This window comes from Acetatifactor muris (genome assembly GCF_024623325.1).
Classification (GTDB): Bacteria; Bacillota; Clostridia; order Lachnospirales; family Lachnospiraceae; genus Acetatifactor; species Acetatifactor muris.
Genome location: NZ_JANJZD010000039.1, coordinates 15,782 through 42,253, shown reverse-complemented (window position 1 = coordinate 42,253; position 26,472 = coordinate 15,782). Strand labels below are relative to the sequence as shown.

22 protein-coding genes and 1 pseudogene are annotated in these 26,472 nt (G+C 33.1%); 12 read left to right on the top strand and 11 right to left on the bottom strand.

What is annotated here, in order from left to right; genetic code table 11:
• Positions 1 to 360: 360 nt before the first annotated feature.
• The 3 genes from NSB25_RS24420 to NSB25_RS24410 form a co-directional block, all read right to left on the bottom strand.
• Positions 361 to 1,536 carry a tyrosine-type recombinase/integrase gene (locus NSB25_RS24420; protein WP_103242029.1) on the bottom strand — a complete coding sequence of 392 codons (1,176 nt, stop codon included), beginning with the start codon at positions 1,534 to 1,536 and terminating at the stop codon, positions 361 to 363.
• A 21-nt stretch (positions 1,537 to 1,557) separates the two neighbouring features.
• Positions 1,558 to 2,163, bottom strand: coding sequence for a hypothetical protein (locus NSB25_RS24415; protein ID WP_103242028.1), 606 nt, complete (start codon positions 2,161 to 2,163; stop codon positions 1,558 to 1,560).
• 297 nt (positions 2,164 to 2,460) lie between these two features.
• Positions 2,461 to 3,003, bottom strand: a complete 543-nt coding sequence (locus NSB25_RS24410) for a hypothetical protein (protein ID WP_103242027.1) — start codon at positions 3,001 to 3,003, stop codon at positions 2,461 to 2,463.
• Between the two features lie 77 nt (positions 3,004 to 3,080).
• Between NSB25_RS24410 and NSB25_RS24405 the strand changes: the two genes are divergently transcribed.
• From NSB25_RS24405 to NSB25_RS24385, 5 genes are all read left to right on the top strand, one after another.
• Entirely contained in the window at positions 3,081 to 5,735 is a 2,655-nt protein-coding gene (locus NSB25_RS24405) for a hypothetical protein (RefSeq protein WP_146040178.1), read from the top strand.
• Positions 5,736 to 6,324: 589 nt separating this feature from the next.
• Positions 6,325 to 7,635, top strand: a complete 1,311-nt coding sequence (locus NSB25_RS24400) for a hypothetical protein (RefSeq protein ID WP_103242025.1) — start codon at positions 6,325 to 6,327, stop codon at positions 7,633 to 7,635.
• Between the two features lie 207 nt (positions 7,636 to 7,842).
• Positions 7,843 to 8,613, top strand: coding sequence for a hypothetical protein (locus tag NSB25_RS24395; protein WP_103242024.1), 771 nt, complete (start codon positions 7,843 to 7,845; stop codon positions 8,611 to 8,613).
• 417 nt (positions 8,614 to 9,030) lie between these two features.
• On the top strand, positions 9,031 to 10,896 hold the full coding sequence (locus tag NSB25_RS24390; RefSeq protein ID WP_103242023.1) for a hypothetical protein: 1,866 nt from the start codon (positions 9,031 to 9,033) through the stop codon (positions 10,894 to 10,896).
• A 93-nt stretch (positions 10,897 to 10,989) separates the two neighbouring features.
• Positions 10,990 to 11,355 (top strand): hypothetical protein, encoded by a 366-nt coding sequence (locus NSB25_RS24385; protein ID WP_103242022.1) that lies wholly within the window; start codon positions 10,990 to 10,992, stop codon positions 11,353 to 11,355.
• 78 nt (positions 11,356 to 11,433) lie between these two features.
• On the opposite strand, the gene NSB25_RS24380 is transcribed toward NSB25_RS24385, so the two are convergent.
• Positions 11,434 to 11,634 (bottom strand): hypothetical protein, encoded by a 201-nt coding sequence (locus tag NSB25_RS24380; protein WP_146040177.1) that lies wholly within the window; start codon positions 11,632 to 11,634, stop codon positions 11,434 to 11,436.
• 106 nt (positions 11,635 to 11,740) lie between these two features.
• Here NSB25_RS24380 and NSB25_RS24375 point away from each other — a divergent pair, with 106 nt between their 5' ends.
• The 6 genes from NSB25_RS24375 (at position 11,741) to NSB25_RS24350 (ending at position 20,022) form a co-directional block, all read left to right on the top strand.
• Entirely contained in the window at positions 11,741 to 12,562 is an 822-nt protein-coding gene (locus NSB25_RS24375) for a phage tail domain-containing protein (RefSeq protein ID WP_103242021.1), read from the top strand.
• Entirely contained in the window at positions 12,559 to 15,903 is a 3,345-nt protein-coding gene (locus tag NSB25_RS24370; protein WP_103242020.1) for an autotransporter outer membrane beta-barrel domain-containing protein, read from the top strand. Before NSB25_RS24375 ends, NSB25_RS24370 begins: the two co-directional genes overlap by 4 nt.
• Before the next feature lie 22 nt (positions 15,904 to 15,925).
• A complete protein-coding gene (locus tag NSB25_RS24365; RefSeq protein ID WP_103242019.1) occupies positions 15,926 to 18,148 on the top strand; it encodes a cell envelope integrity protein TolA in 2,223 nt (740 codons plus the stop codon).
• Positions 18,149 to 18,167: 19 nt separating this feature from the next.
• Positions 18,168 to 18,368: a hypothetical protein gene (locus NSB25_RS24360; protein WP_103242018.1), complete on the top strand. Its 201-nt coding sequence runs from the start codon at positions 18,168 to 18,170 to the stop codon at positions 18,366 to 18,368.
• Positions 18,365 to 18,856 (top strand): pyocin knob domain-containing protein, encoded by a 492-nt coding sequence (locus NSB25_RS24355; protein ID WP_103242017.1) that lies wholly within the window; start codon positions 18,365 to 18,367, stop codon positions 18,854 to 18,856. Before NSB25_RS24360 ends, NSB25_RS24355 begins: the two co-directional genes overlap by 4 nt.
• 650 nt (positions 18,857 to 19,506) lie before the next feature.
• A complete protein-coding gene (locus tag NSB25_RS24350; RefSeq protein ID WP_103242016.1) occupies positions 19,507 to 20,022 on the top strand; it encodes a pyocin knob domain-containing protein in 516 nt (171 codons plus the stop codon).
• Here the strand turns inward: NSB25_RS24350 and NSB25_RS24345 are convergent.
• The gene (locus NSB25_RS24345) at positions 20,019 to 20,597 is read right to left on the bottom strand and encodes a hypothetical protein (RefSeq protein WP_103242015.1); all 579 of its coding nucleotides are present in this window, start codon (positions 20,595 to 20,597) and stop codon (positions 20,019 to 20,021) included. The two genes, NSB25_RS24350 and NSB25_RS24345, sit on opposite strands and share 4 nt — an antisense overlap.
• Before the next feature lie 81 nt (positions 20,598 to 20,678).
• On the opposite strand from NSB25_RS24345, the gene NSB25_RS24340 reads away from it, so the two are divergent.
• Positions 20,679 to 21,440, top strand: a complete 762-nt coding sequence (locus tag NSB25_RS24340; RefSeq protein ID WP_103242014.1) for a DUF4376 domain-containing protein — start codon at positions 20,679 to 20,681, stop codon at positions 21,438 to 21,440.
• A gap of 416 nt (positions 21,441 to 21,856) precedes the next feature.
• On the opposite strand, the gene xerA is transcribed toward NSB25_RS24340, so the two are convergent.
• The 6 genes and pseudogenes from xerA to NSB25_RS24310 form a co-directional block, all read right to left on the bottom strand.
• Complete coding sequence (gene xerA, locus NSB25_RS24335; RefSeq protein WP_242982594.1) at positions 21,857 to 22,873, bottom strand: site-specific tyrosine recombinase/integron integrase; 1,017 nt, start codon at positions 22,871 to 22,873, stop codon at positions 21,857 to 21,859.
• Between the two features lie 671 nt (positions 22,874 to 23,544).
• Positions 23,545 to 23,748 (bottom strand): hypothetical protein, encoded by a 204-nt coding sequence (locus NSB25_RS24330; protein ID WP_257479323.1) that lies wholly within the window; start codon positions 23,746 to 23,748, stop codon positions 23,545 to 23,547.
• A gap of 288 nt (positions 23,749 to 24,036) precedes the next feature.
• Positions 24,037 to 24,495: pseudogene (locus tag NSB25_RS24325) on the bottom strand (tyrosine-type recombinase/integrase).
• Between the two features lie 67 nt (positions 24,496 to 24,562).
• Positions 24,563 to 24,976, bottom strand: coding sequence for a phage integrase N-terminal SAM-like domain-containing protein (locus tag NSB25_RS24320; RefSeq protein ID WP_103242010.1), 414 nt, complete (start codon positions 24,974 to 24,976; stop codon positions 24,563 to 24,565).
• 591 nt (positions 24,977 to 25,567) lie between these two features.
• Positions 25,568 to 26,116 carry an ImmA/IrrE family metallo-endopeptidase gene (locus NSB25_RS24315; RefSeq protein WP_103242009.1) on the bottom strand — a complete coding sequence of 183 codons (549 nt, stop codon included), beginning with the start codon at positions 26,114 to 26,116 and terminating at the stop codon, positions 25,568 to 25,570.
• Complete coding sequence (locus NSB25_RS24310) at positions 26,092 to 26,442, bottom strand: helix-turn-helix domain-containing protein (protein ID WP_172455269.1); 351 nt, start codon at positions 26,440 to 26,442, stop codon at positions 26,092 to 26,094. Before NSB25_RS24310 ends, NSB25_RS24315 begins: the two co-directional genes overlap by 25 nt.
• Positions 26,443 to 26,472: the final 30 nt, after the last annotated feature.

Below are 26,472 nucleotides of genomic sequence, written 5' to 3'. Positions count from 1 at the left end.
CACCAGGCCTGCCAGCGAATTGCCGCAAGCCTGATAAAGGTGAAGTGAAATAAAGACTGGAGCAAATCTGTTTCTATCATACAGGTTTGCTCTTGTTTTGTATAGGTACTCACTATCTACCGTTTACTAAATAACTTATTATGAAAGTCATTTTATCATATTTATCCATATAAAACAAGTAGTCTCCACAACTACTTATGCGTGTCTCCACAACATGCAGAATAAATAGGTGTCCACAACCTATAATAAATCATAGTATGATATTCAAAACATTTGACAGTAAAATTGATTTGTTTTGGATATAAAAAGACTCACCTGTGTTGATGAGTCTTTCATGATTCAACATTATGCATTTTCTTATTAATGTTTAGAATTTTCAAAAATATCCATTGCTTTTGATATTAACTGATTTGAAATATCTGAATTAAGTATATCTACATCCTTTTCTATTATACCTAATTCAATAAGAGTTATAACTGTGGTTCTAATTATGGAGATTCGCATATATTCGTTACTCATGCTAATATCATTTAATATTTTCTCAATATCGCCCTCTATACTTCTGTGATTTTCAGCTATTCTTTTTATAAGCTGCTGATCTTCTGATTTCATAGAGTGTTGGGAATTAACTACCAATTTTACAAATAGTTCACTTGCTTTGATTTTGTCTTTCATTGTTTTGCTCTCCTTTACTTTATAATCTTTCGGATTAATTGTTAAAATATAATTATGTGAATCTTTGATTTTTACATAAGGTTTTGCTTGAAAATCTAATGGATTTATACCATTGCTATATCTTTTAAAAAGATTCTGTATGACCTCACTTGATATTCTGCCTTTTTGAGCAGAAGTAAATAAAGGTTGATTCACATTTTCGCTGTTAATAATATCCATATATTGTTTCAAATATGTGTTTGTTTGTTGTCCAAGTATGTATTGTATGATATTCCCACCACTGTCTTGATAAATAATTTTATCATCAGACACATTACAAATATTAAGTTCAATAATATCCTGCACACTTAAACCTGTATCAATAATTAGTGACGCAATGGATAAATTTCTTTTTCTAATAAATTCATCATTTTTACTGGCAATTGCTTGAAAGAAATGATCTATATCCGTTTGACCTATTGAGGTCTTATCTATTTCTATATCTTTAATGATTACTTGTGACATGATATTTTTACTGATAGCATGATTATGATACAAAAACTTAAATATTCCTTTAATACTATTAATTTTTGAATTAACTGTGTTGGGACTATATTTTTCAAGTAATATATTTTTATAAGATTCGATATTATCTATTGTTAAGTTTTCTAATACATAAGGCGGTATTGATTTAGTATCAGAAATTTTATATATGTCTTTTATATAGCTTAAAAAGTCATAGAAAATAATATAGTAATTACGTTTTGTTGTAAATGTAGTAGTCTCATTTTCAGTAAAGAACATATGCGAAAATCGAGGAAGATTGTTTATTTGAGATAAAACCTTTTCTTTTGCACGTTGTTCCTTTTCACTTTGAATCATGGTATATTACATCCTGTTTAATTATGTATATGATTTGTAATAAAATTCTTTGCCAATAGGTTTGAATCCATGTTTGTTGAGTAATCTAATCATTTTTTCAAACATATTATCATCCCTGATGTTTTCCCAACTCCCATCTAAAGTTGGAATTTGCGGACAAGGCAATGTAATAAATAAACTTGTCAAGTCGCTTGTAACGTATTCAAATATTTCTTGAAGATTTTCATGTATGTAAGTTGCAATGCCGTTATTTCTATAATTAGGATAAATAAAGAATCTACTGAGATAACAAATTAAAGGTCTACATCCTATATCTACTTCTGCAAGTAAAAAATTGTTATTTTTTAATGTTACAATCGCATTGTATGCATCATTGGATATGGTGTCAGCACTATCAATAATGTTTATATCATAAGCCTCTATGTAGTTATAGTTAAAAAAATAACCTTCAACAGTTGCAACAATATTTTCCTCATCACAATCTTCGTCTATTAGGAATAGATTAAACCCAGCCTTAAAATAACAAGTGCTGATAGTAGTTTCATAATCAAAGGACTCTGTAAATGGTTCATCTGTATTTATAAAACATGATTTTTTGTGGCAATATGATTCAATCCTCAATTCCATAAAGAATTCCTCTGTTCTGTTTGACTTTATTTGTTATATTCGAATAATTATACCATAAAATGTCGAATATGTATAGAGTTGAATGTATGTTTTTATGTAACCGAAAATTGAAATTTTAAATTCCACCTTTAGACAGTTCAGTGGAATTTACTTCTGCACTGGAATTTAAAATTTCAAGTCAGCGTTTTTATGTAACAGAAATAAGACTGCTGTATAAATTATACTAATAGTTTGAATTGGCATAATTTATAGAGCAATCTTGCTCTGAAATAAAGTGAAAGGATGTGGTTATATGACTTAATAATCTATAAATACGCTCATCATTTGATTGGGTATATGTAGAAAATAATATTTGTTATCAATTTTTACTACAGTAAATTCGACATTACCTTTTCCCTCTTGGTATTTACCTTTTATCGTCATCTCGGTTGTAATGTTATAGATATTATCAAATTTAATTGTACCACCATTTGAAAAATAGGGATAATTAGAGTATATATTTCTTGCATTATCTTCATACATTTCAATATCTTCTTTTGACATACTGCTCATATGAATAATTTTGTATGAGATTTGAAAATCACCACCAAAATCTTCAGAAATGCCATTTATGTAATTTTCAAATTTTTCTTCTGAAATATTTTGTTCAACTGACAATGAACAATATTCGTGAAATGCTTTTGGTATTTCAGACACATCACGATTGTTTATAGCATTAATTAAATGGTTTAATGGAATTTTTTCATCATTTTTGTTATTTATAAAAAAATTAGCACATATAGAAGTAATTACGCAAACTAAAATTAACACAATGACTAATAAACATTTTTTCTTTTTCATTTATAACAACCCCTTTATTAAAATAAGTTTAAGTGACTCTCATTTTATCACAAAATACAACAAACGGCAACTCCACATTGCCAAAAGAGTATTCTCCACAAATACTCAATTGGGCGTATCCACAACGCTCATGTAACTCTCCACAAGTTACAAATTCTAATAGTATGATATTCAAAACAATCACAAGTTCTGTAGATGAAACGAGAAAAACTTTAGCACTTTTTAATAAAGATTGGAACACTTATAAAAGAAACTGGCAAAATGCTAATGGTGTATTTGGTAAAATAGGAAGTGTATTTACTCCTGCTAATGCTATTACAAAAAGTGATATAGAAGCAATCAAAGCATATAACTCCCAGATTGATTCATGTGTAACTTCGCAAACAGCATTTAATAGGACTATGTTAAATGCAAGTCCTGCGGCACAGAACTTGGTAGCCTCATACAATGGAGGAAAAGTTTCAGCACAAGGTATGGCTACTGCACAAAATGCGGCGAAGGCATCAACTATTGGATTAACCATAGCACAAACAGCCTTAAATGCAGCTATCGGTATGGGAATCGGATTACTTATTAGCTTAGTTGTAAAAGGAATAGATAAGTTAGTCCATGCAAATGAAGAAGCAATTGAAAAGGCAGAAGAATTAAGAAGAAAATATGAAGAATTCAAATCAACCAATGAAAGTAATATATCAACGCTTAATGGGTTGAAGAAAGAATTTGAGGAATTATCAAAAGGTGTAAGCCAGTATGGAGATAATGTATCTCTAACTACTGAGCAATATGAAAGATATAAAGAAATCATTCAGCAGATCGTTGGTATGTCACCCTCTCTTGCTGAAGGTTATAGCACAGAAAACGGATATATTGCTGATAAAAACGGACTATTAGAACGTGCTATCGAATTGCAGGAACAGGAATATCGTAATGAACTAAGAAAAATTACAAATCTTCAAAATCTAAAAACTTCAATGTCAGGATATATTGCAGAATATAAAGATGCTTTTGAAGGTGGTTGGGTGACTGAAGACATGTCTGCAGCAAGTACAGTAAAAGCAACTGATTTTTCTAATGCGTTATATAAAGCATTTAATTATAGCGAAAGATATAATAATGGTTATAGTAGTGAAGACCTTGCAAGAGAAATATTGAAATCATTAGGTATAGATAATATTGATAAAGAAATGGAGAAATTTTTTAATGAAAATGGATATTATCAGCCTAATTGGTTCTTTGACGAATATGTTGACGAAATAGCTAAAAATATTGACGCAATTACTAATGCTTTATCTTATGAAAACGTTGGATTAGAAGAGGATGAATTTGAAAATAGAATTCTTACTGTAAAAGATTGTGCACAAGCATACTTAGATATGAAAGATTCTATGTCTATAGCAAATGAATCTATTCAAAGAGATTTACAATATATTGCTGAGTATGCAGATGGTTATTCTAATTTAACAACCGAGCAACAAAAATTTGTAAATGAATTCTTAAAAGGATTTAATATTGACGATATTGTATCTCGTGATTGGTTCGGTAATTTAACTTATGACGAAGATAAAATGAAGTCAGTAAAACGTCAAATAACTGATTTTGTTGAAGCACTTTCACAAGATGAAACAACAAAAACTGCTTTGGCAGACTTATATGCTATTCCTACAGATGAGCAATCTATTCGTGAGTTTGTAGAACAATTCAGAAATGCTTTAGAAATTATAAAAGCATATTGTCAAGAAAACGGTATTGAAATTCCTATTGCTATCACTGACAGTGAACAAACAATTAACGACCTCGAAGCACAGTACCAACGTGCAGTAGATTTTGCAAAAGATAAATTTGACGGTTACGACCCTACTGCTTTTTTCAAGGAACATTCTATCAACACACAGGAAGAAATTGACACTTGGCAGAAAATCGCACAAAGGGCTAGGGATGCTGCGGAAGCTGAAAAGGAATATATTCAAGGTTCAACATTGAATGCCCCCACCACTTCCTTCGACATTTCCACCTACAAGGACGCACTCTCTGACATCCAATCTTCTCTAACCACACTCCGCTCCGCCCTGGAATCATTCAACAGTGGTACCTTAGATGAATCAGCAGTATTAGATCTAATGCAACAGTTCCCCGAGCTTGTACCCTACATAGATTTAACAGCAGAAGGATTCGGGAACTTATCTGAAGGATTAAGCGTACTTATAGCACAACAGCCTGATTCATTAATACAGAATCTCCAAACCTTAAAAGATTCTCTCACCACAGATGCAGAGCGCGAACAGGTAGATCTGCTTATAGATTCTCTACAACGCCTCAGCTCTTATGGGGATTCGGGTATTGAGTCTTATGCAACTTCTATTGGTTCTACATGGGATGATACGGCAAATGTAATTGAAGGTGTAATCACACAATTTGAGAATCTGGCCAAAGTTCAGGAAACAGTTGCAGATGGATTAACCATATCAACAAATGCAGCTGCAGAATTAGCAAAGATGTATCCTGAAATTCTTGACCATGCACAGGTAACCGCAAATGGTCAGATCACTCTAAATGAAGAAGTTGTAAATAGTATTCTTGATGGCGATAAATCCATCATTGAAGCCCAGATAACTAAGCTGGAAGCTGACAAAGCAGGATTAATCATAAAGAAGGATTATGCCCAGGCACAGCTTAATATAGCGAAGCAGGTTGCCGAAGGCGAGGGTAAACGATATTGCCCTCTTCCACAGTAATGTGGATTATAAAAAGTAACTATAACGGTTAAAGCCCGATGGGACGGGTCAGACCGTGGAAAGACTGATTTTAGATTACAAAAATATATGGATTTAATCTCGATAATGTAAAAGCACAATTGAATGAATATATAAAAAATAATCGTGCTTGGAAATATTGTTGACAAATTTCCTTCGATGATGTAATATAAGTATAGAAAAATGAATACATACTATAGAGAGATGATATAAATAAGGACGGAACAGGCAGCCGTCACTCCTTTTATGGACTTAAAGAGATGCTGGAGTGCCACCCAGCTATTTATATCATCTCTTTTTGTTGCAGATTTCTAATTCTAAAATCTAAAATCAGAATCCCTAGAGACTGTAATGGTTATATAGGCAACTATACAACCTCCGTTACTCTCCTACCCATCTAAGGCAGGATGAAGATCCAGTCCAAACAGCCGGAAGGCTCCTTCATGTTGAAATACATGATTGTCGCACAATAATCCCAAATAAATGAAATGCGAGAACATGCCAGAAATGACATGTCGCCATATCACAATGATGAGTATGGTCAGTAGCCAGTGATGGTGAAAGTAATAGATTGAATATCACAAAAGAAATTGCCCAGTACCGCATAGATGCAGCAAATAGCTTATTGAAAGCACTGATCGAAGCAGGCCTCGAAGAAGATAGGGCATATGCCGCTGTAGCCGCTAACATGGCAGGTAACACAGATGAATTTAACCGTATTGTGGGAGCTGTTGCACAGGATATCGCTGTAAATATGGATAATGCTGCTGTATCCATGGCAGATTCCATAGACATCAATTCCATAAATGCACAGACATCTTTTGAATATCTCCAGGAAAAAGTATGGGATGTTGCAGATGCAATCGAAGCAGCTCCAAAAGGTGAACGTGGTGGGAAATTAGGAAAAGGAAAACGCGGCGGAGGTTCTACCTCTAAAGGTGGTATCAAAGTAGAGACACATTCCGGAGATTTTAATACCACACTCTCCGAATACAGCCCGAAAGAATTTAACCTGGATAATTTCCAGTCACAGCTTGAAATTGATATTAAAGGTTATGCCGATGCAATCTCAAATATTGATTCACAGATAGAAATACTGAAAAATTTACAGGCTACTTTTGACAATAATGGCGGAATCGGCGGTCACGGCTATGCAGATCAGATTCAACAGCTTGAAAAGGAAAGGAGTAAAATAAATGATTCCATAAAAGACTCTTCTTCCTCAGCTAAATCTGAATTCTCCGAAACTATTGATTTTTTCAAACGAAGAGTTGAAGTACTAAACGATGTTCTGTCTTTCTTAAGCACTTCTCTCGATAATGTGTCTGGATCATTCGCCAAAAACAACCTGATTGATGCTGAATTAGGTATTACAGAAGAGAAATTCAACAACTACACAGATGCTCTTTCTATGTATACCCAGAAAGCAAATGAAGCATTGTCAAAACTGCCTGCTGATATAGCGCACCAGGTTAGAAATGGTGCTGTTGCTCTCATTGACTTTATCGGAGAAGGTAATAAAAATGTCGTAGAAGCCATTAAGGAGTATGAATCCTGGGCTGATGAAATTGCAGACTGTCAGCAGAACCTGGCTGAATTACAAAAAGAGATTCGTCAGCTGGAATTAACGAAGTTCAACAATATCATGGAGGATTTCAGTAATCAGTTTGATCTTCGTGATAACAGTAAAGATTTGATCTCTAAACAGGTTGACCTGTTAAAAGAAGCTGGGGAATTAATCGGAGAATCTTTCTTTAAAGCACAGATTGACCAGTCACAGAAACAATTACAATTATTAGAAGCTGAAAAAGCACAGCTTATAAACCATATGAGCAATGCTATTAGTTCTGGAAGGGTAAATTGTTGCCCTCTCCTACAGTAATGTAGGATGAACAAAGTAACTATATCGGTTAAAGGCGTATGGGAACGTTAAGACCGAGGAAAGACTGATTTTAGATAGAAAATTTGGATTTATTTGATTATATTGATTTTTATGATTTGGCTACAAATGTATGTTCTGAATAGTACTCTGTCGATTATTGGTATATAATGGAATATTATAATACTGATGATTAGGAGAATAACGATTATGATGAAGAGTACTGCAAATATGTTTTGGAGTGATATAAATGACATTAAGCGGTTTAGTGAAAATACAGAAGATAATAAGAATAAACGGACCAAAAAAACAGCTTCTATAATATTAGCAGGTGTTCAATTAATGGAAAATTATATCAAAGGTTTAAAAAATCTAAGTGCATATGATGCTTCTTCTATAATATTAAGTGATGCTAATTGGATTCGAAATAATGAAAAAACAGATTTTACGGATGGTTATGGTAATGTAGTCTCTGCAAAGATTGGGTCTATTTATTATATTGATTTCGGGAAAACATTTTCTGATGAATTGGCATACTTTCATCATGGATTATGCATTGGCAAGAAAGATGGGAAAATACTCATTGTCCCAATGACTTCTGGTACTAAATATTTTTCGAGCTGTTATCATCCTATAAATAATCCTACTGCAAGCAAAAAATATAGACAAGCACTAATGTCAGAAGGTTTTGAAAAAGATTGTATTCTCAAGCTAAATGATACTAAATTTATATCACCAGGCAGAATTGATAAAGAGACTGTTTCTATAAACTCTGATATCGTAGAACAGATACAAGAACAAGTATTTGGTATTCAATTTCCAGAATTATATCAAAAATTTTATAATTCTTTAAAGAAGATTGATAAATATGAAAAGCAGATTTCCGATCAGAAAGAACTAGTCAGCCGTTTAAAGCAGGAAAATAATACCTTGCGCATGAAATCAAGAAAATTTGAGAATAATATTGACATAAAAGAATAGAATCTATATAATATAAATATAGGAGAGAAGCCGTTACCAATTGATTATATAATCAGGAGGTATGAAATGCTTATCTCCGTCAGTTAAAGAGGTTTTTCCTACGAATCGTGCAAGCTTATTTCGACCAGCTTGTATCAGCATTCAGAGCAGGTGATGTACACACCTGCTCTTTATTTATCTAAAATCAGAATCCGTAGAGACTGTAATACCTTATATGGTAACATATGAGGTTCCGTTACTCTCCTCTCCTGTCCTGAGAGGATGAAGATTCAGTCCGATCTCACACGATAATCCCAATCAAAAAAGAAATGTGAGAGTTAGCCAGAAATGGCTAACCGCCATATATTGTATATGGTCAGTAGGTTTGATAAACCGAAAGTAACAGAATGACAAAAAGGAACCGACGAATGGATTGAAATGGTCAATGCACTCAGCGAAGTGGACGGCAACATCTTAGACTGCAAGAAGTCCATCGAACAATTTGACAATGAACTACTCAATCTCCATACGGAAGTTTTCAACAGAATCCAAGAACAGTTTTCCAATCTTGACTCTGAACTCTCAAATATCATTGATTTATTTGATGGGTTTGATGTATCAGATGAAAAGGGGATGTGGTCAAAAGAAGGCATTACACAGCTGGGACTGTTATCACAGCAATATGAACTGGCACAGTATCAGATCAAGCAGTATGGCAATGAGATTGATGAATTGAATGCTCAATACATGGCCGGAAATTATACTGCAACTGAGTATGCTGATAAGTTAGCTAGTTTGAATGAAAAACAGTGGGATACTGTAAATGCTACTGAATCAGCAAAAAATGCCATTTTAGAGTTAAACAAAGCCAGAGTCGAGAACCAGATTAAGGGGATTGAAAAAGAAATTGATGCTTATGACGAACTTATACAATCCCAGATAAAAGCATTGAAATCAGAGAAAGATTTACATGATTATAAAAACAGTATTGCAGATAAAACGAAAGCCGTTACAGATCTGAAACGTCAAATAGCCGCACTGCAATATGACACATCAGCATCCGGAGTTGCAAAACGTAAGAAACTTGAAGAACAGCTTGCAGAAGCAAAGAAAGCATTATCTGAGGAGGAATATCTGCATAGCATCGAAGCGCAGGAAGAGGCTTTAAATAATCAGTTTGAGCAATATGAGGCAGCACAGAATAAAGAAATTGAATCCCTCAGAGAATCTTTGAATAACAAAGAAGCAATCCTGAATCAGTCATTCAACACAGTAAAAGAAAATGCATCTTTAATTGGACAGGAAATTGCCCAAATCGCTGTAGAGCATGGAATCACAATATCTGCTGCTCTTATCTCTTCCTGGCAGTCTGGTGGAAACGCAATCGCAGGCTATGGTGAAGTACTGTCTCAGAATACATCTGCATTCATTGGAAATATCATGGGTGTGGAAAATGAAGTATGGAATCTCCAGACACAAGCAAATAACACTGCGAATTCACTTGCATGGATGTTCTCATCGAAAGCAGATAATCTTGTTAATGAGCTAACCACATCATATTATGCTGAGGCCAATCTGGCTAATATGACAAATGCCCTGCAACAGAGCCTGGTTAATGCTTTGGAACGCGGATACAATGTCAGCAGTATTGTGAATTCACTGGCAAGCATTGAAAATGCTGCAAACAGTGCAAAGCGGGCTATTGATAATATGAATAATGCATCTTCTACTGGTGGATATAATGGTGGAAGCACAGGCAAAGCGAATGACATGAATACTGGTAAATATCAGTTGATAGATAAAATGACTGGAAGAATATGGAAAGATAATCTATCATATGCAGAAGCAATGGAATACAAAAAGGATCATGTCACAGATATAAATACTACATTGGTAAAGAAATATGCATCTGGGACGCGTAATGCAAAAGGTGGTCTAAGAGTTAAAAATGAAGAAGGTCCAGAGCTTACACTTCCTAAACTGAAATCTGGGAATTATGCTATTGGTAATGAAGGAGACCAGATACTTACTAAATCTGAAACTGATAATATTTATAAATGGGCACAATTTGATCCTGATAAGATGTTACCAGTTAATTTTATGGAAGATTTATGGAAATATGCCCGTGTTCCTAAACCTGTAATTGATAAGAATATAAATAATAATCCTATAGAAATAGGAAGTCTTATTAATGTTGAGGGAAGTATTGATAGTTCAAATATTAAGCAGATGAAGGTTATTGCAAAAGAAGCTGTAAATGATTTTGTAAATAAAATGCATGATGGTATTACATACAGAAGATAATTATATGATGTAATATTATCATATTTTAAAAAGCTGAAAGCTTAAAAATAAGTTTTCAGCTTTCTTTTTAGAAGTATAATTGACAGTTTTTAAATGTCAACATTTTTTGAAAAATATGTATCACAAAGTTCTTTAAATAAATTAAACACGGGAACTGGGAACGGCATATTAAAAGTAAAATACGTTAATGTAAATAATAACGGTGAACTTCAGAATTTCCTATCTTATTTAACCGAAAACACTTTATCAATAAAATTGACAATATTGAATGTAGCCTATTTTAACAATCCGATCTACACAGCTATTAATAAAACGGGCGGAGGTGCTGGATTAGCGTTAAGCTATATGGTAGATGATAAATATGGGTGTGTTGCTTATTTTGGTTATAGCATAAATAAAATAATAAAATGTGACTTCATGAATGGCGAATGGATGAGTTGGAACGCATTATATAATTAATTTTTGTATATCAAATTCCAGTCATACCAAGTACCATTATTAATCGCTCTTGCATGTATGCCAAAATACTGTTTATACTTAGATATAATATATACGTAAATATGTAGTGCTATTGGGAACTACTACAATATTTCCATCTATTATAGACAAAATCATTGCAACAAGCGAATTAGTTCTAATAGAATAAGGAATAACATAGCTATTGCCAACAACTGATACGATCCTTTGAGGATTTATTCCAAGAGCCTCTTTCGGAATTTCAATCCATCCATTTTCCATGCTTGTCGCTTGTGTTTTTATACATTTTAGCATTCCCGTGTTTAATGAACGTATGTTCTATTTTTATTTTTATATGATATTATCAAAAATATATTAAAGAAAGTTGGTGAGGAAAATAGAAATTGTAAATAAAGATTTGATTATTGGAAATTTTAGAGCATCTGACTATGGGTTAATAATAGCATCATTTTCTTATAATGAACAATTTGTTGATGAAATAGGTATGAACGTTTCTACAATAGAAGAATTTATAGGAAACAACCCAGTCCCAACATATATAGGGCAAAACTTTACAGATAAATTGCATTTACAGATTACTTTAATAAAAAATCCTTATCCATTATATAATAAGTTATATTTTAATGAAAAAGATTGTCGTAGTGTGCTACGTATATTAACAGGCATTAATGGATATCAATGGACAAAGCTAATTACATATGAATTAGATGAAGATCTTTGGTATAGAGCTAGAGTGAATAATGTTTCTTATAAAAGAATTGGTGGACATATTGCTGGAATAATTCTTGATTTGGAATGTGATTCTCATTTTGCCTGGTCAAAAGAATATTCTATTACAATAAATGCAAAGGCAAATCAACATTTTTATATTTATAATAATACAGATGATTTAAATAATTATATTTATCCAATAGTGTCTATTGTGCCTTCTTATGCTGGTCATATTACGATTACAAATATTAATGATAATTGGGATACTGAAATTAAAAACGTAAAATCTAATGAAAAAATAACTGTTAACTCAAAATGTCAAATTATAACGTCTAATAAATCTCACGATTTATTGCTCAATGATTTTAATCTTAAATGGTTTCGATTAATACCAAACAAAAATGAATATGTATCAAATGTCGATGCAAAAATTTCAATGATATTTCGAGTCCCAAGAAAGGTAGGTTTTGTTGTATGAGAATAACTAGGGATTTTTTTGATAATCCCATTATACCAGACTATGTATTATGCAAATCAAATAAAGAAAGAATCGGAATATTACAATGCACAAATAAAACTATAGATTTCAATTTTAATAACTTAGATGAAATAAATTTTACTACATATCTTTATATAGATGGCATTAAAAACCCATATTATGATTTAGTAAATGATATGAAATATATATTACTGCCAGATGTTGGATTTTTCAGTATTACATCTATAAATATAACATCTGAGGGAAGCAAACTTGAATCTAAATCTGTAACAGCAAAAAGTTATGAGTGTTTATTAGCTAATAAAAATCTTGAAGAATTTGTAATAAATATGGGGACTGTTGAAAGTATTGATGGGGTTCAATTTTATAATCTTAGAGATAAAAGCAAAAGTCTTTTACATCTTATATTGGAAAAATGTCCTGACTGGGAAATTGGCCATATAGATACATCTCTCATAACGATGCAGAGAAGTTTTGAAATAACCAAACAAGATATATATTCTTTCCTTAACAATGATGTTGCAAGTGCTTTCGAATGTTACTTTTTATTTGATACATTAAATAATACTATTAATATATATAAAGAAGATAACATAGGCAAAGATACAAATATTTGTGTATCATATATAAACCTTTTAAAAAATACAAATATATCTTGTAATATGGATAATATAAAAACATGTTTGACAATAACCGGATCTGATGATTTGACAGTTCGTGAAATTAATATGGGATATGATAAAATATATAACTTCGGATATTATAACTCTACAGAATATATGAGCGCAAAGCTTTATAATGCATATAATTCCTGGGTTGCTTTAAGAAAGTTAAAATTACCTATATACACTTCTCTTCTATCTCAATATCAAAATTATCTTACACAAATAAATTTCTTAGAACATGAAAAAATGCCATCTACATCAGGCAGTACAAACTGGGAAGAATATGGCTTACAACCATTAAAAGAACAATTATCAGCATATGAACAAAAACAATCCGTTTCTATGAAGTCTGGTCATGGAGATCCCTCAAGCTCGTTTTATAATTCTGAATATTTGCCCATTTACAATACCATTCAAGATATCACTTCTCAAATAAAAAAAGTAGAAAATCAAATTAATTCATTGAAAAATAATCAAATATCTATATCGAATGAAATGAATACTATTATATCTGATGTGGATATACAAAATAACTTTTCTCAAGAGGAATTAAAGGAGTTATGTTCTTTTATCCGAGAAGATGATCTAAACAGCTCAAATTATATTGTAACAGATACAATGACAAATGATGAAAAGTTTGAAATGCTTCATAGTTTGCTAGAATTTGGCGAAAGGGAACTTGCTAAAGCATCAATTCCGCAACTTTTATTTAGCTCAGACATAATAAATTTATTTGCCATCCCGGAATTTGAAGAATTCTGTGACGAATTTGAACCAGGAAACTACATATGGGTAACATTACGGGATGATTTTTCAATAAAAGCAAAATTACTTTCGACACATATTAACTTTTACAATCCTGCTGATTTTTCTGTTACCTTCGGTAATATTGTACGAAACACAAAAGATCGGTACTTAGATATTGCAGAAATTATAAGAACAACTTCTGATGTGGCAACATCTGTGTCATTTAATTCGTCTTATTGGAGCCAATCAGCGAAAGATACTTCTCTTATAGGTAAAATTCTTGATGAAGGATTAATTGCGGCAGGTAAATATCTTAAAAATGGTGATGATTCTGAAATGATTATTGATACAAGAGGAATCTTTGTTAATACCATTTCAGGGGATTATGCTTATAAAGATTCCATTTTTGTCGGTGGTGGCAGAATTTTATTTACCTCAGATAATTGGAAAACTGTTTCAATGAGTGTAGGACGAACTACTGTGACTATAAAAGGTGTAACAGAATCTCGTTTTGGTACTTTTGCTGATTTTGTAATTGCTGGTTATATAGGTGGTTCTGTCCTTGAAGGAGATGAAATCATTGGAGGTATAATAAAATCTTCCAATTATGTTCCAAGTAAATCTGGTTCATTTATAAATTTAAGTACTGGTACTTTTGAATTTAATGCAAGTAATGAGCAGAAATTAACTCTTGATGAAAATGGTTTGCTTACAGTTAAAGGCATTATAAAAGCTGAAGAGGGATGGATCGGTGGTAAAGATGCATTTATTATAAAAAATGGAAAGCTTTATAGCAAAAAGGATTCATTAATATCAAATATTGACGGAATTTATATTGGAACTGATGGAATTGCTCTTGGCGCAAATAGTAAGTTTAAAGCTTTATCTGATGGTACACTATACGCAGAAAAAGGTTTTCTTGGTGGAACAAATGGGTTTGTACTTGAAACAAATAAAATTTATAATGGCAAGTCTTCTATTTCTAATGCTTCTAATGGAATTTATATTGGAACTGATGGAATTGCTCTTGGCGCAAATAGTATTTTCAAGATTACTGTTCAAGGAGTATTAACCGCGAAATCCGGAACCATTGGTGATTTTACAATCAATAATGCTATTTATAATGGAAAAACAAGTCCTACCTCCGCCGAAAATGGGGTATATATAGGAAAAGGTGGTATTGCATTAGGTGCAAATAATGTTTTTAGTGTCACTCAAAACGGTGTTATTACTGCAGCCTCAGGAACTATTGGTGGTGCAAAAATAAGTAATAATGCAATATATGCATCTAATGGTAACTGGTATATATACAGCAATGGATCTGCATCATTTAAAAACATTTATGTGACTGGGGTACAAAATGGGAGTAATTTTGGTAGTTTAAATTACAATAATGGAGTAACTTGGGGCAATTTTAATGGTTCTTCTTATTATGGCAGTAACGTATCATCACCATTTTCCGGCACATGTGTAACACATATCGAATCCTTGTCTGCAAATTACATAAAAGCTAACTATATCGACGCAATAAACGTAGATATTAGAAATTTATTTGCAAATGAAGCAGCACTTGGAAGCTTAATTGCTGAAAAAGCAAGTATTACAGAATTAAATGCTGCTGTTGCCAGAATTGGTACATTGGAAACAAGTACAATTTCTTCCAATGAAGTATATACTAATTTTATGGAAGTTAAAAACTGGGTATCCGCTGGATATATCAGAGCTGATAAAATTAATGTAGAACAATTGGATGCTGATAAAATTGTTGCAAAAACTACTGGATCAGCAATTATTTCATGTAATATGATATCTGTACAAAGCGGGCATATAAAATTAAATGGGACAATGTATGGTATCAAAAAAATTATTTATCAAGGAGATGAGGTTTTTGTTCTTACAAGAGTATAATAAAAAGAGGGTGATCAAATAAATGAATAGTGTATTTCAACATTACATAATAGACTTATCATCAAACAATAACTTTGTACAGATCCCAACTATGCAAGGTGATGGTAATAATATCAGAGGATTTGAAGTTGAATTAATTCAAAATGGGACACAATATGTTATAGATAAAGATGATTGTGTTATCGCAATAATGGGCACTAAACCTGATACTCATCATATAGTAAATGAGTGTCACATTACAGATGAAGGTTACATACAAATTGACATTACATCCCAAATGAGTGCTGTTAAGGGGCGTGGTGACTATCAGATTGTACTTATGAGTAAACGTACAAATAGTCAATTAAAATCATTCCCTTTCTATATTATAACTACTCCTGCTACATTTGATATTGAACACATTATTTCTTCTGATGAATTTCAATTGTTAACTCACAATATACTGAAAACAGATACTGTTATCGACATAGCAAACAAAGCAATCTCTGACATAAGAACCTTAGAGACTAATGTCGAAGAACAAGAATTAATCAGAATTGCCAATGAAATCTCACGAGAAAATGCTGAACTCAGTAGAGATGAAGCTGAGAAAAAACGTGATTCTGAAGAATCCGCTAGAAATACAGCAGAAAATAACAGAAGAGAAAATGAAACAATCAGGATTAATTCTGAAAATCAGCGTCTTGATAATGAAGCTTCCAGAATAACTGCGGAAGAAACAAGAAGTTCTAAAGAAAATGAACGCCAGAATAATGAAACTATAAGAATTGATAATGAAAAAAAAAGACAGGATGCTGAATCTAATAGAGCCGCAACTGAACTCATAAGGTGTACAGCAGAGGAAGAACGAAATGCTGCTGAAGCAGAACGAAATAGTAATGAAAACAACCGTGAGACAGCTGAAAATACTAGAAATGAAAATGAAGACGAACGATTACAAAATGAAATAGCCAGAGAAACTGCAGAAATTGAACGTGCAGAAACATTTGAAGCACTTACAAATGACATAGATTCTGAACTTGCTAAATTAGAAACTGCTAACATTGAAGCACTTGAAGAATCTAACTCCTTTAAAGTCAAAGTAACTAATCGCGAAGGACAATCTTCCACTTCTCCTAATCTTCTAAATACTATTCAAATTGGTATAGTGGAAACTGGTGATTCTGAGGAAAATCCGACAGCTTCAATTACAGGTGACTTTGGGAATCAAAAATTAAATCTTCGTCTTCCATCTGGGAAACCTTTTAAGATAAGCGGAACATACTCTTCTATTGCAGCAATGAACGATGATTCTGATAATATTAATCTTTATGACTTTATTATGATACACACAGGTAGTGTTGAAGATGAAGATACTGGAAAACTTTTTATGAAAGATGCATCTGGTATGGTTTTTATCACAGATTTATCTGGCGTGCAGGGTATTCAGGGTGTGAAAGGTGATACTGGATTAACTCCAAATTTAACTGTTGGTACTGTTGTTACAGGTGCTCCTGGTACACAAGCAAGTGTAACGATAACAGGAACACCAGAAAATCCAATTATCAATCTTAGTATTCCTAAAGGGGACACAGGGTCTATTACTAATATTTCTGGAGCAAATATCCCTTATGCTAATGAAGAAGATACCAACAATATTAAAGACGTAGTAGATGGTAAACTGGGGAAAACAGAAACAGCAGCATTTGCTGCTAAATTATCCTCAGAAAGAACTATCGATGGAATAAAATTTAATGGAGAGTCAAATGTTATTCATTATGCAACCTGCTCTACTGCCGCTGCAACTGTAGCAAAGACCATTAGTCTTACAGGTTTTGTATTATCTGTGGGCGCAACTGTTAAAGTTAAATTTACTGTAACTAACACAGCCACAAATCCAACACTAAATGTTAATAGTACAGGTGCTGTACCTATATATTATTGTGGTTCTGCAATCTCTCCGGGATATCTTGAAGCAAATCGGATTTATGAATTTGTGTATAATGGTGCCCAATATGAACTTGTCGGTGATCTTAATACAGATACTAAGAATACCACAGGTTCTACAAACAATAATTCCAAATTATTTATAATTGGTGCAACTGTACAATCTTCAAATACACAAACATATTCCAGAAATTCTACTTACATTGGTAGTGATGGTTGTTTATACAGCAATAATAATAGACTTAATACAGAACTTGTGCAATCTACAGAACCATCCACCCAAAAAGTTGGCGATTTCTGGGTTCAAGAATACACTTAATTAAAAATAGGAGAAATAAATGAGACATAACGAGTCAGAGCATCCCTCACTGAAGGATGCTTTTTTCAACGTAAAAGGCAAATTATTTTTATGGAGCTTAAATAATTTTATTGCAAAAGAAGACGAATATTATGGTTTTGTGAAGCCATCACCAGAATGGATGACTCTACATAACAAAAAATTTTGGATACAACCATGTAATGAGGAGGAAACAAGATGAGTATTTTAAGCGGATATGGTAAATATAAAAGGTATATCCTATCTGATAATGGCTACAAATTATGTTCACAATGGACAAGTTCAAACACAGTGCATTTTGATGACAATAAAACAGCGCAAACAAAATTGGGGGCAATAGATGGTATTACAGATTCTCTCACCGCTACCAGTTCAAATGTTGCATTAAGTGCGAAAGCTGGTAAGAGTTTACAGGATCAAGTTACTACATTAAACACGGGAAGTCTTATTTATCGAGGAGCAATTGGAGAAAAAGCAGATGCGAATACAATAGTTTCAACGGGAACATATGAACTTTATAATGCTAATTCACAATCTTCGATAAATTTTGCATTCAAAAATTCCTCTGTATTAGAAGTTATTGTTGGGGCGGCTGGATACGTTATACAGCGACAGACCGGAATTGAACAATGCTGGGTAAGATTCCGTGATTCACATAAGGTCTGGTACGATTGGTATCAGATAGGGTAAGAGTACAATAATAGGCTCCCTTATCTGTAGCATTATTAACTCATTGTTACGTTTTTCCAGCCTCCCCATACTCCATTACTGAGGATTCGATGCTTTATAAGATAGCCAAACGACATCTGAAAGCCCCATTTATGAATACCATATTCCATTCCAAACACTACATGTGAGCCACCTGCTTGCAAAAATGGCTCTTCCACTATTGGAAGCATAACTGCGATATATGCTTTAAAGTCCGGTATATTATATATTTTGGCTATATTTCCTATTTCTGAATCTGTTAATACATGGTCTATTGTTCCGAGGTAAATAGTTCCCGTGTTTAATGAACATATGTTTGTTTTTGATTTATTGAAACACTTATACTTTTAATCTGTCAAAATGTTGTTTGCAACTATATCTTATTGGGATATAAGCTTTTATAATTAAATATATAAAATTAATATAGTAAAAAATAACCATACACAAATTATATTTTTTATCTAAATTTTGGGAAATTATTTTGCGCCTTAATTCCAAATAAAAAAACACATAAATAAATTTACAAATATCATTTTAAAGTTTAACTTTATTATTAATAGTCGTATAAATATTACAATAATATTACATTACATATTATTTACCATAAATAATATACTGTACAAAACACGGGAATGGGAACCTTTAAAAATTTTACGAAGTATGATATAGCAAAATATCCATCTTTAGCCTCCGCGCCTACTGGATTTTATGCTATTACTTCGGAAAATGCGAACAAATTGCCTGATGCGCCTCCAATTATTACTCGAGGTGGACGTTTATATGTTATAAAATCAAATGTTTCAGATGAAGAATTTATATTGGTGATCTGTCCGGCAGACCGTAAAATATGGATTAATTATCTTTATAACATTACATGGAGTGGATGGGAAGATTTTGCTGTTGGAGGAAGACAACGCTTCATTCCCGCGAATGCAGATGCAAATACTTTACTTACACCCGGCATATACTCATTTTATTCCGCGAATGTTCAATCATCAACAAATTTTGCATTTAGGCAAGCCTGCGTGTTTGAAGTAATCAACAGTGGAAGTTATATTTTGCAACGTCAGACCTCGTACATGCAGTCTTGGATAAGATTTCGAGATGCAGAAGGTAAGTGGTATGACTGGTATAAAATTTCTAATTAACTATTATATGCAGGATAGGTAATTGTAAAAGAGATCCATTTTCCGGCCTGACCACTTATCCTGATCAAGCCATTATCCTGTATAGTTCCACTTGACGAAACGTTGCCAATGTCATTATAAATAATTGCTCCATCTGCATGTACATGTGCCCATGGGCGTAAGCCTTTGGGCAATGTTAATAAAGTAAATACAGTGTTTGTGTTAACTCGTCCATATACATGGACTACAACAATACCGTTTTTCTTCTGTAGCCACGAATCGCTACTCTCAAATACTGTTGCATCAACGTCTGGAGTAATAGCAATAGGCCCGTAATCATCCCCCAGACGATCATCATTTGCTAAAGTATCGACACTCCATGTTCCATTCAGGATGCGCATTCTTATTACAGTAGAAAGCGCATATGAATGAAGAAGAACCGAGCCATATTTGTTTGAGTTTTTTACAACAGTCGCACACCATGAATTTCCGCACATTACAAGTGCATTATATGTACCTGTAGGCATAGTGTCCCAGTTGTCTTTGATAGCCTTTTGTACATCGCCATCGCTACCGCCGTATACGGTATATTTCATTCCCGTGTTTTATCCATTTATAAAGAAAAAATGTAATATTTTTGTAATATTCTTTCAAAATAAAGAAAGGAAATTACTATAATGTCAATTATAAGATTTATCGGAACTGAAAATCATGTAAATGCTAATTTATCATTTGAAGAATCAAACCATATAAAAATACAATTTAAAAATAAGGTTGAAGTTCCACACGTTTCAATTCTATTAAGTGGTTTTAGAGAATTAAATGAACATAATTATATAGAACAATCTGATTTTAGTGAAATGAAGTATCTATATAGAAAAATAGATGAGTTAACATACATTTTAACTAATAACTCTAATGACATATATATTGAATCTCAAATACCTGAAATATCTGATGAAAATTATATTGATTTTCTCCCCGAACCTTATGTCCCTACTGTTGATGAGTTAAAGTTATTAAAAATATCAAAATTTTCTAAAATATGTAATACTAATATTACTAGTGGTGTGGACATAAATATTGATGGAACTATAGAACATTTCAGTTATACTGAAGAAGATCAGATGAATCTTAAAGAAATATTTGATTTGGTTATACAAGCAAATGTTCCTATGTATTATCATTCAGATGGGAATAGCTGTAAATTGTATACTATGGAACAGATTATCGAATTATATACTACAGCTACCATAAATAAAATGCATCATATTACTTATTTTAATCAACTTAAAATGTATATTAGTACTTTAGATAAAGCAGAAGATATTGATGCCATTGAATATGGTATTGATTTAACTGGTGAATATCTGGATACTTATAATTCGGCTATGGAGCAAGTTAAAGTTGGTATGAATACATTATTAAGGACAGAATAGTTAAACGAATAAAAATAGTATAATAAAACACTTAATCCGAAAATCTGTATTAATTATATTATGTGGGGCTATATACTATGGTATAGAATATGTTTACAGGCAATGGGCTCATATTTCTATGTTTTTACTGGTGGAAACATTAAGTATTTTGTGTATTGATACTCAAAATAATGTATTGGGATAAGATTTAGATTACTCAGTTCAAGTACTAATATCTACGATTTTATGCACAATTGGTGAATGTATTACAGACTTGGTAGTAAATGTAAAAATGGGATTTTACAAATTATTTAGGAAAGAATTTTTACGAATGCCATTAAATAATAAATAGCACCACAATTAGGTTATCACATTTACATTATAGAAAAACATAAAATGTGGTAACCTATTTTTTACGATTTTTATTTATCAAAATTTTAAGAAGCAAATTTTCGATATGAATTTTGTACGTTCTTTTGGCTAATATAACAATATACCTGAGTGGTTTTCAAATCTGCATGTCCTAATATTGTGGCAACATCCTGAATATTCATTCCATGGTCAAGTAAATTCGTTGCTAAAGTTCTTCTATACCTATGCGGATGGACATTTTCAACATTAGCTTTTTTACCCAATCTTTTTAATAGTACTTCTATACCATTTTTACTTAATCGTTTACCACCTTTACCGATAAATAAAGCCTCAGAAAAATCCTTTCTTCCACATATATATTCTTGTAAATACATATTTGCAACCTCAGTCATGTATACAATTCGTTCTTTATTACCTTTCCCGAGTACTGTACATTGCATATTTTCAAAATCAATATCCATAATATCAAGTTGTGCCACTTCACTTACACGGCATCCCGTCGAATACAAAAATTCTACTAATGCGAGATCCCTAGCATTTTCACATGCATTTCGTAATTTTTCCATTTCAGTTGCAGAATACGGTTTTTTAACAGTTTTCTTATATTTAATTTGTGATAACGAAGCACATGGGTTTTTAGATATAAATTCTTCAGTGGTCAACCATTTAAAAAAGCTATTATAGCATCTTCTCATTCCATCTAAAGTTCTATTACTAACTTTATCTCTATCTCTTTTAATAGAAAGATAAAATCTAATGTCATATGTAGTTATCTCTTTGATTGGTTTTCCAATATAATTTAAAAGTGCAATATTTTGTTCTTTGTATCTTTTAAGGGTAGCATCCGAAGCACCTTCAACTCTTTTTGTCGCAATATATTTCTTTAATAAGTTTTCATTACTATTATCACGTACAATAATTTGGGTACATCTTTCCTGTAGTTCATAATTATTAAGTTCAATTGTTAAAATATCTTGTATTATGTTTATAGTTTCATTGTCCACCCTTTTTACAAGATGATTTACAATTGCTTGAATGATGTTTAATCTAATATCCATTTTTATTTTTGTTGAGATAGGCACTCAACGCTCCTTCCCATGAAATTAGTAAAATTTAGAAGATTGCCTATGTCTTCCGTTAATTTGCATGGAAACGCAAAAATCGAATGTACGTTCGTATGCCATGCATAGCATACTTCTCTTTCTGTTTTATATTTTTTCATGTACAATTGAAATATGGGAAATCTGGATGTAAATGATGAAATAATCTATAAAATTTTTATAAATTTTACATTATCAATTTATAAATTCATTTGCAACTATGTTAAACACGGGAAAAGCACCTGTCATTTATCAAAGATTGACCAACAGTTCAGAAAGTGACACATTACCGTGGTATAACAGTACAATTAAAAATAATATAGTATTTTTAACCGGCTCTTTAATTGAGAGAGACAAAATTTGCTATGGAAATTTTGTGATAAGCGTTAATGAATTTTTGGACGGAAATAATATCTTTTTATTCCCACCTTTTAAGCCATTATTACCTAATGCATCATTATATTTTCCAGGAATTGCTTATGATTCTAGTGCTTTAGGACCCCAAATTACAGGGAACTTATGTTACATATATATAGATGAAAGTGGAAAAATTAGATTGTGGGCGCCGCCTAATCAAACGTGCATAATTTCATTTTCCTACCAAGTAAAATACGAATGACAAGATCGGAATGCTATATGTTAACTTATTTAAATCATTCACATATATAATTTGTATTTATGAAAATCCAATCTCCGTTTTCCGCTAAAATCGCAATGTGACCTGTATTCATAATTTTGCAAAATGGAACACTTTGTCTATTGCCACATGTGGAAGCACTTGAAAAAATAATTCCTGCTTGATAAAAATCAGTTTTAGGCCGAAATCCTTCTGGTAATAAAAATGCAGTTGAAGTCATATCAAAACCTGATTTTGTTCTGAAATGAATATAAATATGAACTATATTGTTTGTTTTTTCACAGAAACTATCTGAAATTAATTCGATGAATTCCTCATTATACCAGGAAAGTGGAAGTCTGACATAATTTCTTCCCGTGTTTAATTGATGCCTGTCTGCTGGCCTGCAGTTGCACCGGTGTAACAAAGCTCTAAAACCTTTGCATACTAAAAGCTCCGGAGCTTCCCCGGAGTCATCACCACCCTATTTATTACCTTATTTATGCCGCAAACTTACAATAAGCTGCCTTTAACTGATATAACAGTAAATCTGTGTGGTTTTAAGGTCTGCATGGCCCAGTATGGCAGCCACGTCCTGTATATTCATCCCCCTGTCTAGCAGATTTGTGGCCAAAGTCCTGCGGTATCGATGCGGATGTGTATTTTTCTACCCCTGACATCCTTCCCAGATTCTTTACAATAGCTTCGATTCCATTTTCCCCAGCCGCTTCCCTCTTCCTGCAAACAGTGCTTCGCAGGAATCCTAACGGCTATTAAGGTACTCCTGCAGGTGCATGGCTGCTACTTCTGTCAGATACACCTTCCGTTCCTTGTTTCCCTTCCCCAGCACGACACATTCCATCCGCTCGAAATCTACATCCGATATGTCCAGTCCTGCCACTTCCGACACACAGCAACCAGTACAATACATAAAGTCCACCAGTGCCAGATTCCAGGCATTTCTGCAGGCCTTGCGGATCCGTTCCATCTCCGCGGCGGAATACGGCTTTTTTACCACCTTACGGCTTTTTATCTGGGCCAATGTGGCGCATGGATTACGGCTGATTATGCCGCCACTTAAAAAAGCTTGCATAACACCGTCTCATGCCGTCCAGAGTCCGGTTGCTGACTTTATCCCGCTGACGCTTAACAGATAAGTAAAAGCGTATATCATTGGTGGTAATCTTATTCAGATGCTTCCCCAGATAAGTTATCAATGCAAGATTCTGTTCCCGGTATCGCCGCAGGGTGGTTTCTGCCTTACCCTCTATACGCTTTGTGGCTATGTACTTGCCCAGTATTCCTTCCGCGGTATCATCCCGGATTGCTACCTCTGTGCACCGTTCATTCAGCTCATATCGATTGAGCTGAATGATAAGCACATCCTGTACCAGATCAATGATTTTGTCATCTGCCTTGCCACTGAGCGCGCCAATCACGCTTTGAATTAAGTTTGTCCTGATATTCATAGTCTTGCCTCCGATCTGCATTATTGGTAAGACAAGCATATCATATCTTCACAATTAATGAAAAATCCCTCAGCATATGCTGAAGGATTTTTTATTGACATTTCCCTAATCAGTGTCCTAATTAGGAGTTGATCTTCTGTGTCCATTTACTCGAGTACCATCTCTTTTCACATAGGATTTCACCGGGACAATCTTTTTATTCTGAGTGCCTCTAATACTGGATTTTGTTTTTGCCATGTCTATTCCTCCAAAATATTAAGAAATAGTAACATTTCAGCTGGCAAAATGCTACTTCAGTTAATTAGTTACTCTTATCCGTTTTCGATCTAGCGCCTATCCAGATGCGAAATGCACGCTTTCCATAGTCTTTAGCATAAATTTTTATACCATCTTTTGTAGTAATACTGGCACGAAAAATATACATAACACGTCCTCCTTTCGCAAATTTCTCTTGCGAAAAGAATGCCACAGTGTTATACTAAAGTTGTTCAGGCAAAAGTATAACCAGCTGCACTGCAGCAATACTTTTCAACAAAAACCAAGCATCTTGTGTGCTTGGTTTTTTCTATGCATAAAACTGGCTTTCACCATTTACATAGCATTATGATAAGTACTATATTGCACTTGAGCTGCCTGCATGGACATTCCGCATTTCTGCGATATTTCACTAACGCTCATATTTTTTACAAGATCAAAGGGCGCCATCAATTCTCCTGCAAAAACATTTGCTTGCCATTCAGGATCCATATAAGCTGGCGCATCTCCGCGAGCAAAACCAACTCTTTCAGGCGAATGCATCAGAAAATGCCCTAATTCATGGCATAATGTGAATCTATCTCTTGGATTACCTTTTATAGCTCGTTCATATACATCCTCTCGGATTTTCATTATACCTTTTCCAGTGTGAGTAATCCCGTATGCATTTCCCATTTCTTGTTCTGATACATACTCATAATCCAATCCCATTTGTGGTAAAACCCACTCAATAAACTGTACAATAGGAAAATAAAGAGCATTTTCCATTCCAATTATTTTTCTAAATGCTTTTGTAAAATCACGAATTTGGTTCCTTGACATCGGTTCAACAACAACTTTTTGCATAATCCCCCCTACTGCTACATATTTAATAACTTTTTCCATTTATTCTTATCAATTTCATCCATTGAATCCAGCTTTCTCGCAAATGCAAACATCATATCCTTTTCGTCTGAGCTCATCATACTAATATCAATCGCCCTCTTCACTCTGGCCTCCTTTATGCTTGCACCTAATTCCTCTACCTGTTCTGTTGACAAATTATACATGGAAGCAATTTCCTCTTTCCATTCCACAGGTGGTTTAGATTTACCATTTTCCACTTTTGACAGAAAAGCTGATGAAACGCCTAAACGCTGTGCCATGTCAAATAGTAATTCGCCATTTTCAATTCGCAACTTACGGCAAAACTTACCAAATCTTGTCAGCATAACATTTCCCTCCATTTTCCCTCTTCACTA

Excerpts from the sequence above, each read along its gene's own strand:
- NSB25_RS24385 (WP_103242022.1), top strand. The coding sequence starts at position 10,990 with ATGTCAACATTTTTTGAAAAATATGTATCACAAAGTTCTTTAAATAAA.
- NSB25_RS24415 (WP_103242028.1), bottom strand. The coding sequence starts at position 2,163 with ATGGAATTGAGGATTGAATCATATTGCCACAAAAAATCATGTTTTATA.
- NSB25_RS24395 (WP_103242024.1), top strand. The coding sequence starts at position 7,843 with ATGATGAAGAGTACTGCAAATATGTTTTGGAGTGATATAAATGACATT.
- NSB25_RS24410 (WP_103242027.1), bottom strand. The coding sequence starts at position 3,003 with ATGAAAAAGAAAAAATGTTTATTAGTCATTGTGTTAATTTTAGTTTGC.
- NSB25_RS24310 (WP_172455269.1), bottom strand. The coding sequence starts at position 26,442 with ATGCTGACAAGATTTGGTAAGTTTTGCCGTAAGTTGCGAATTGAAAAT.
- NSB25_RS24350 (WP_103242016.1), top strand. The coding sequence starts at position 19,507 with ATGGGAACCTTTAAAAATTTTACGAAGTATGATATAGCAAAATATCCA.
- NSB25_RS24320 (WP_103242010.1), bottom strand. The coding sequence starts at position 24,976 with ATGAATATCAGGACAAACTTAATTCAAAGCGTGATTGGCGCGCTCAGT.
- NSB25_RS24360 (WP_103242018.1), top strand. The coding sequence starts at position 18,168 with ATGAGACATAACGAGTCAGAGCATCCCTCACTGAAGGATGCTTTTTTC.
- NSB25_RS24420 (WP_103242029.1), bottom strand. The coding sequence starts at position 1,536 with ATGATTCAAAGTGAAAAGGAACAACGTGCAAAAGAAAAGGTTTTATCT.
- NSB25_RS24355 (WP_103242017.1), top strand. The coding sequence starts at position 18,365 with ATGAGTATTTTAAGCGGATATGGTAAATATAAAAGGTATATCCTATCT.
- NSB25_RS24340 (WP_103242014.1), top strand. The coding sequence starts at position 20,679 with ATGTCAATTATAAGATTTATCGGAACTGAAAATCATGTAAATGCTAAT.
- NSB25_RS24380 (WP_146040177.1), bottom strand. The coding sequence starts at position 11,634 with ATGGAAAATGGATGGATTGAAATTCCGAAAGAGGCTCTTGGAATAAAT.
- NSB25_RS24345 (WP_103242015.1), bottom strand. The coding sequence starts at position 20,597 with ATGAAATATACCGTATACGGCGGTAGCGATGGCGATGTACAAAAGGCT.
- NSB25_RS24330 (WP_257479323.1), bottom strand. The coding sequence starts at position 23,748 with ATGACTTCAACTGCATTTTTATTACCAGAAGGATTTCGGCCTAAAACT.
- NSB25_RS24370 (WP_103242020.1), top strand. The coding sequence starts at position 12,559 with ATGAGAATAACTAGGGATTTTTTTGATAATCCCATTATACCAGACTAT.
- NSB25_RS24365 (WP_103242019.1), top strand. The coding sequence starts at position 15,926 with ATGAATAGTGTATTTCAACATTACATAATAGACTTATCATCAAACAAT.
- NSB25_RS24390 (WP_103242023.1), top strand. The coding sequence starts at position 9,031 with ATGGTCAATGCACTCAGCGAAGTGGACGGCAACATCTTAGACTGCAAG.
- NSB25_RS24315 (WP_103242009.1), bottom strand. The coding sequence starts at position 26,116 with ATGGAAAAAGTTATTAAATATGTAGCAGTAGGGGGGATTATGCAAAAA.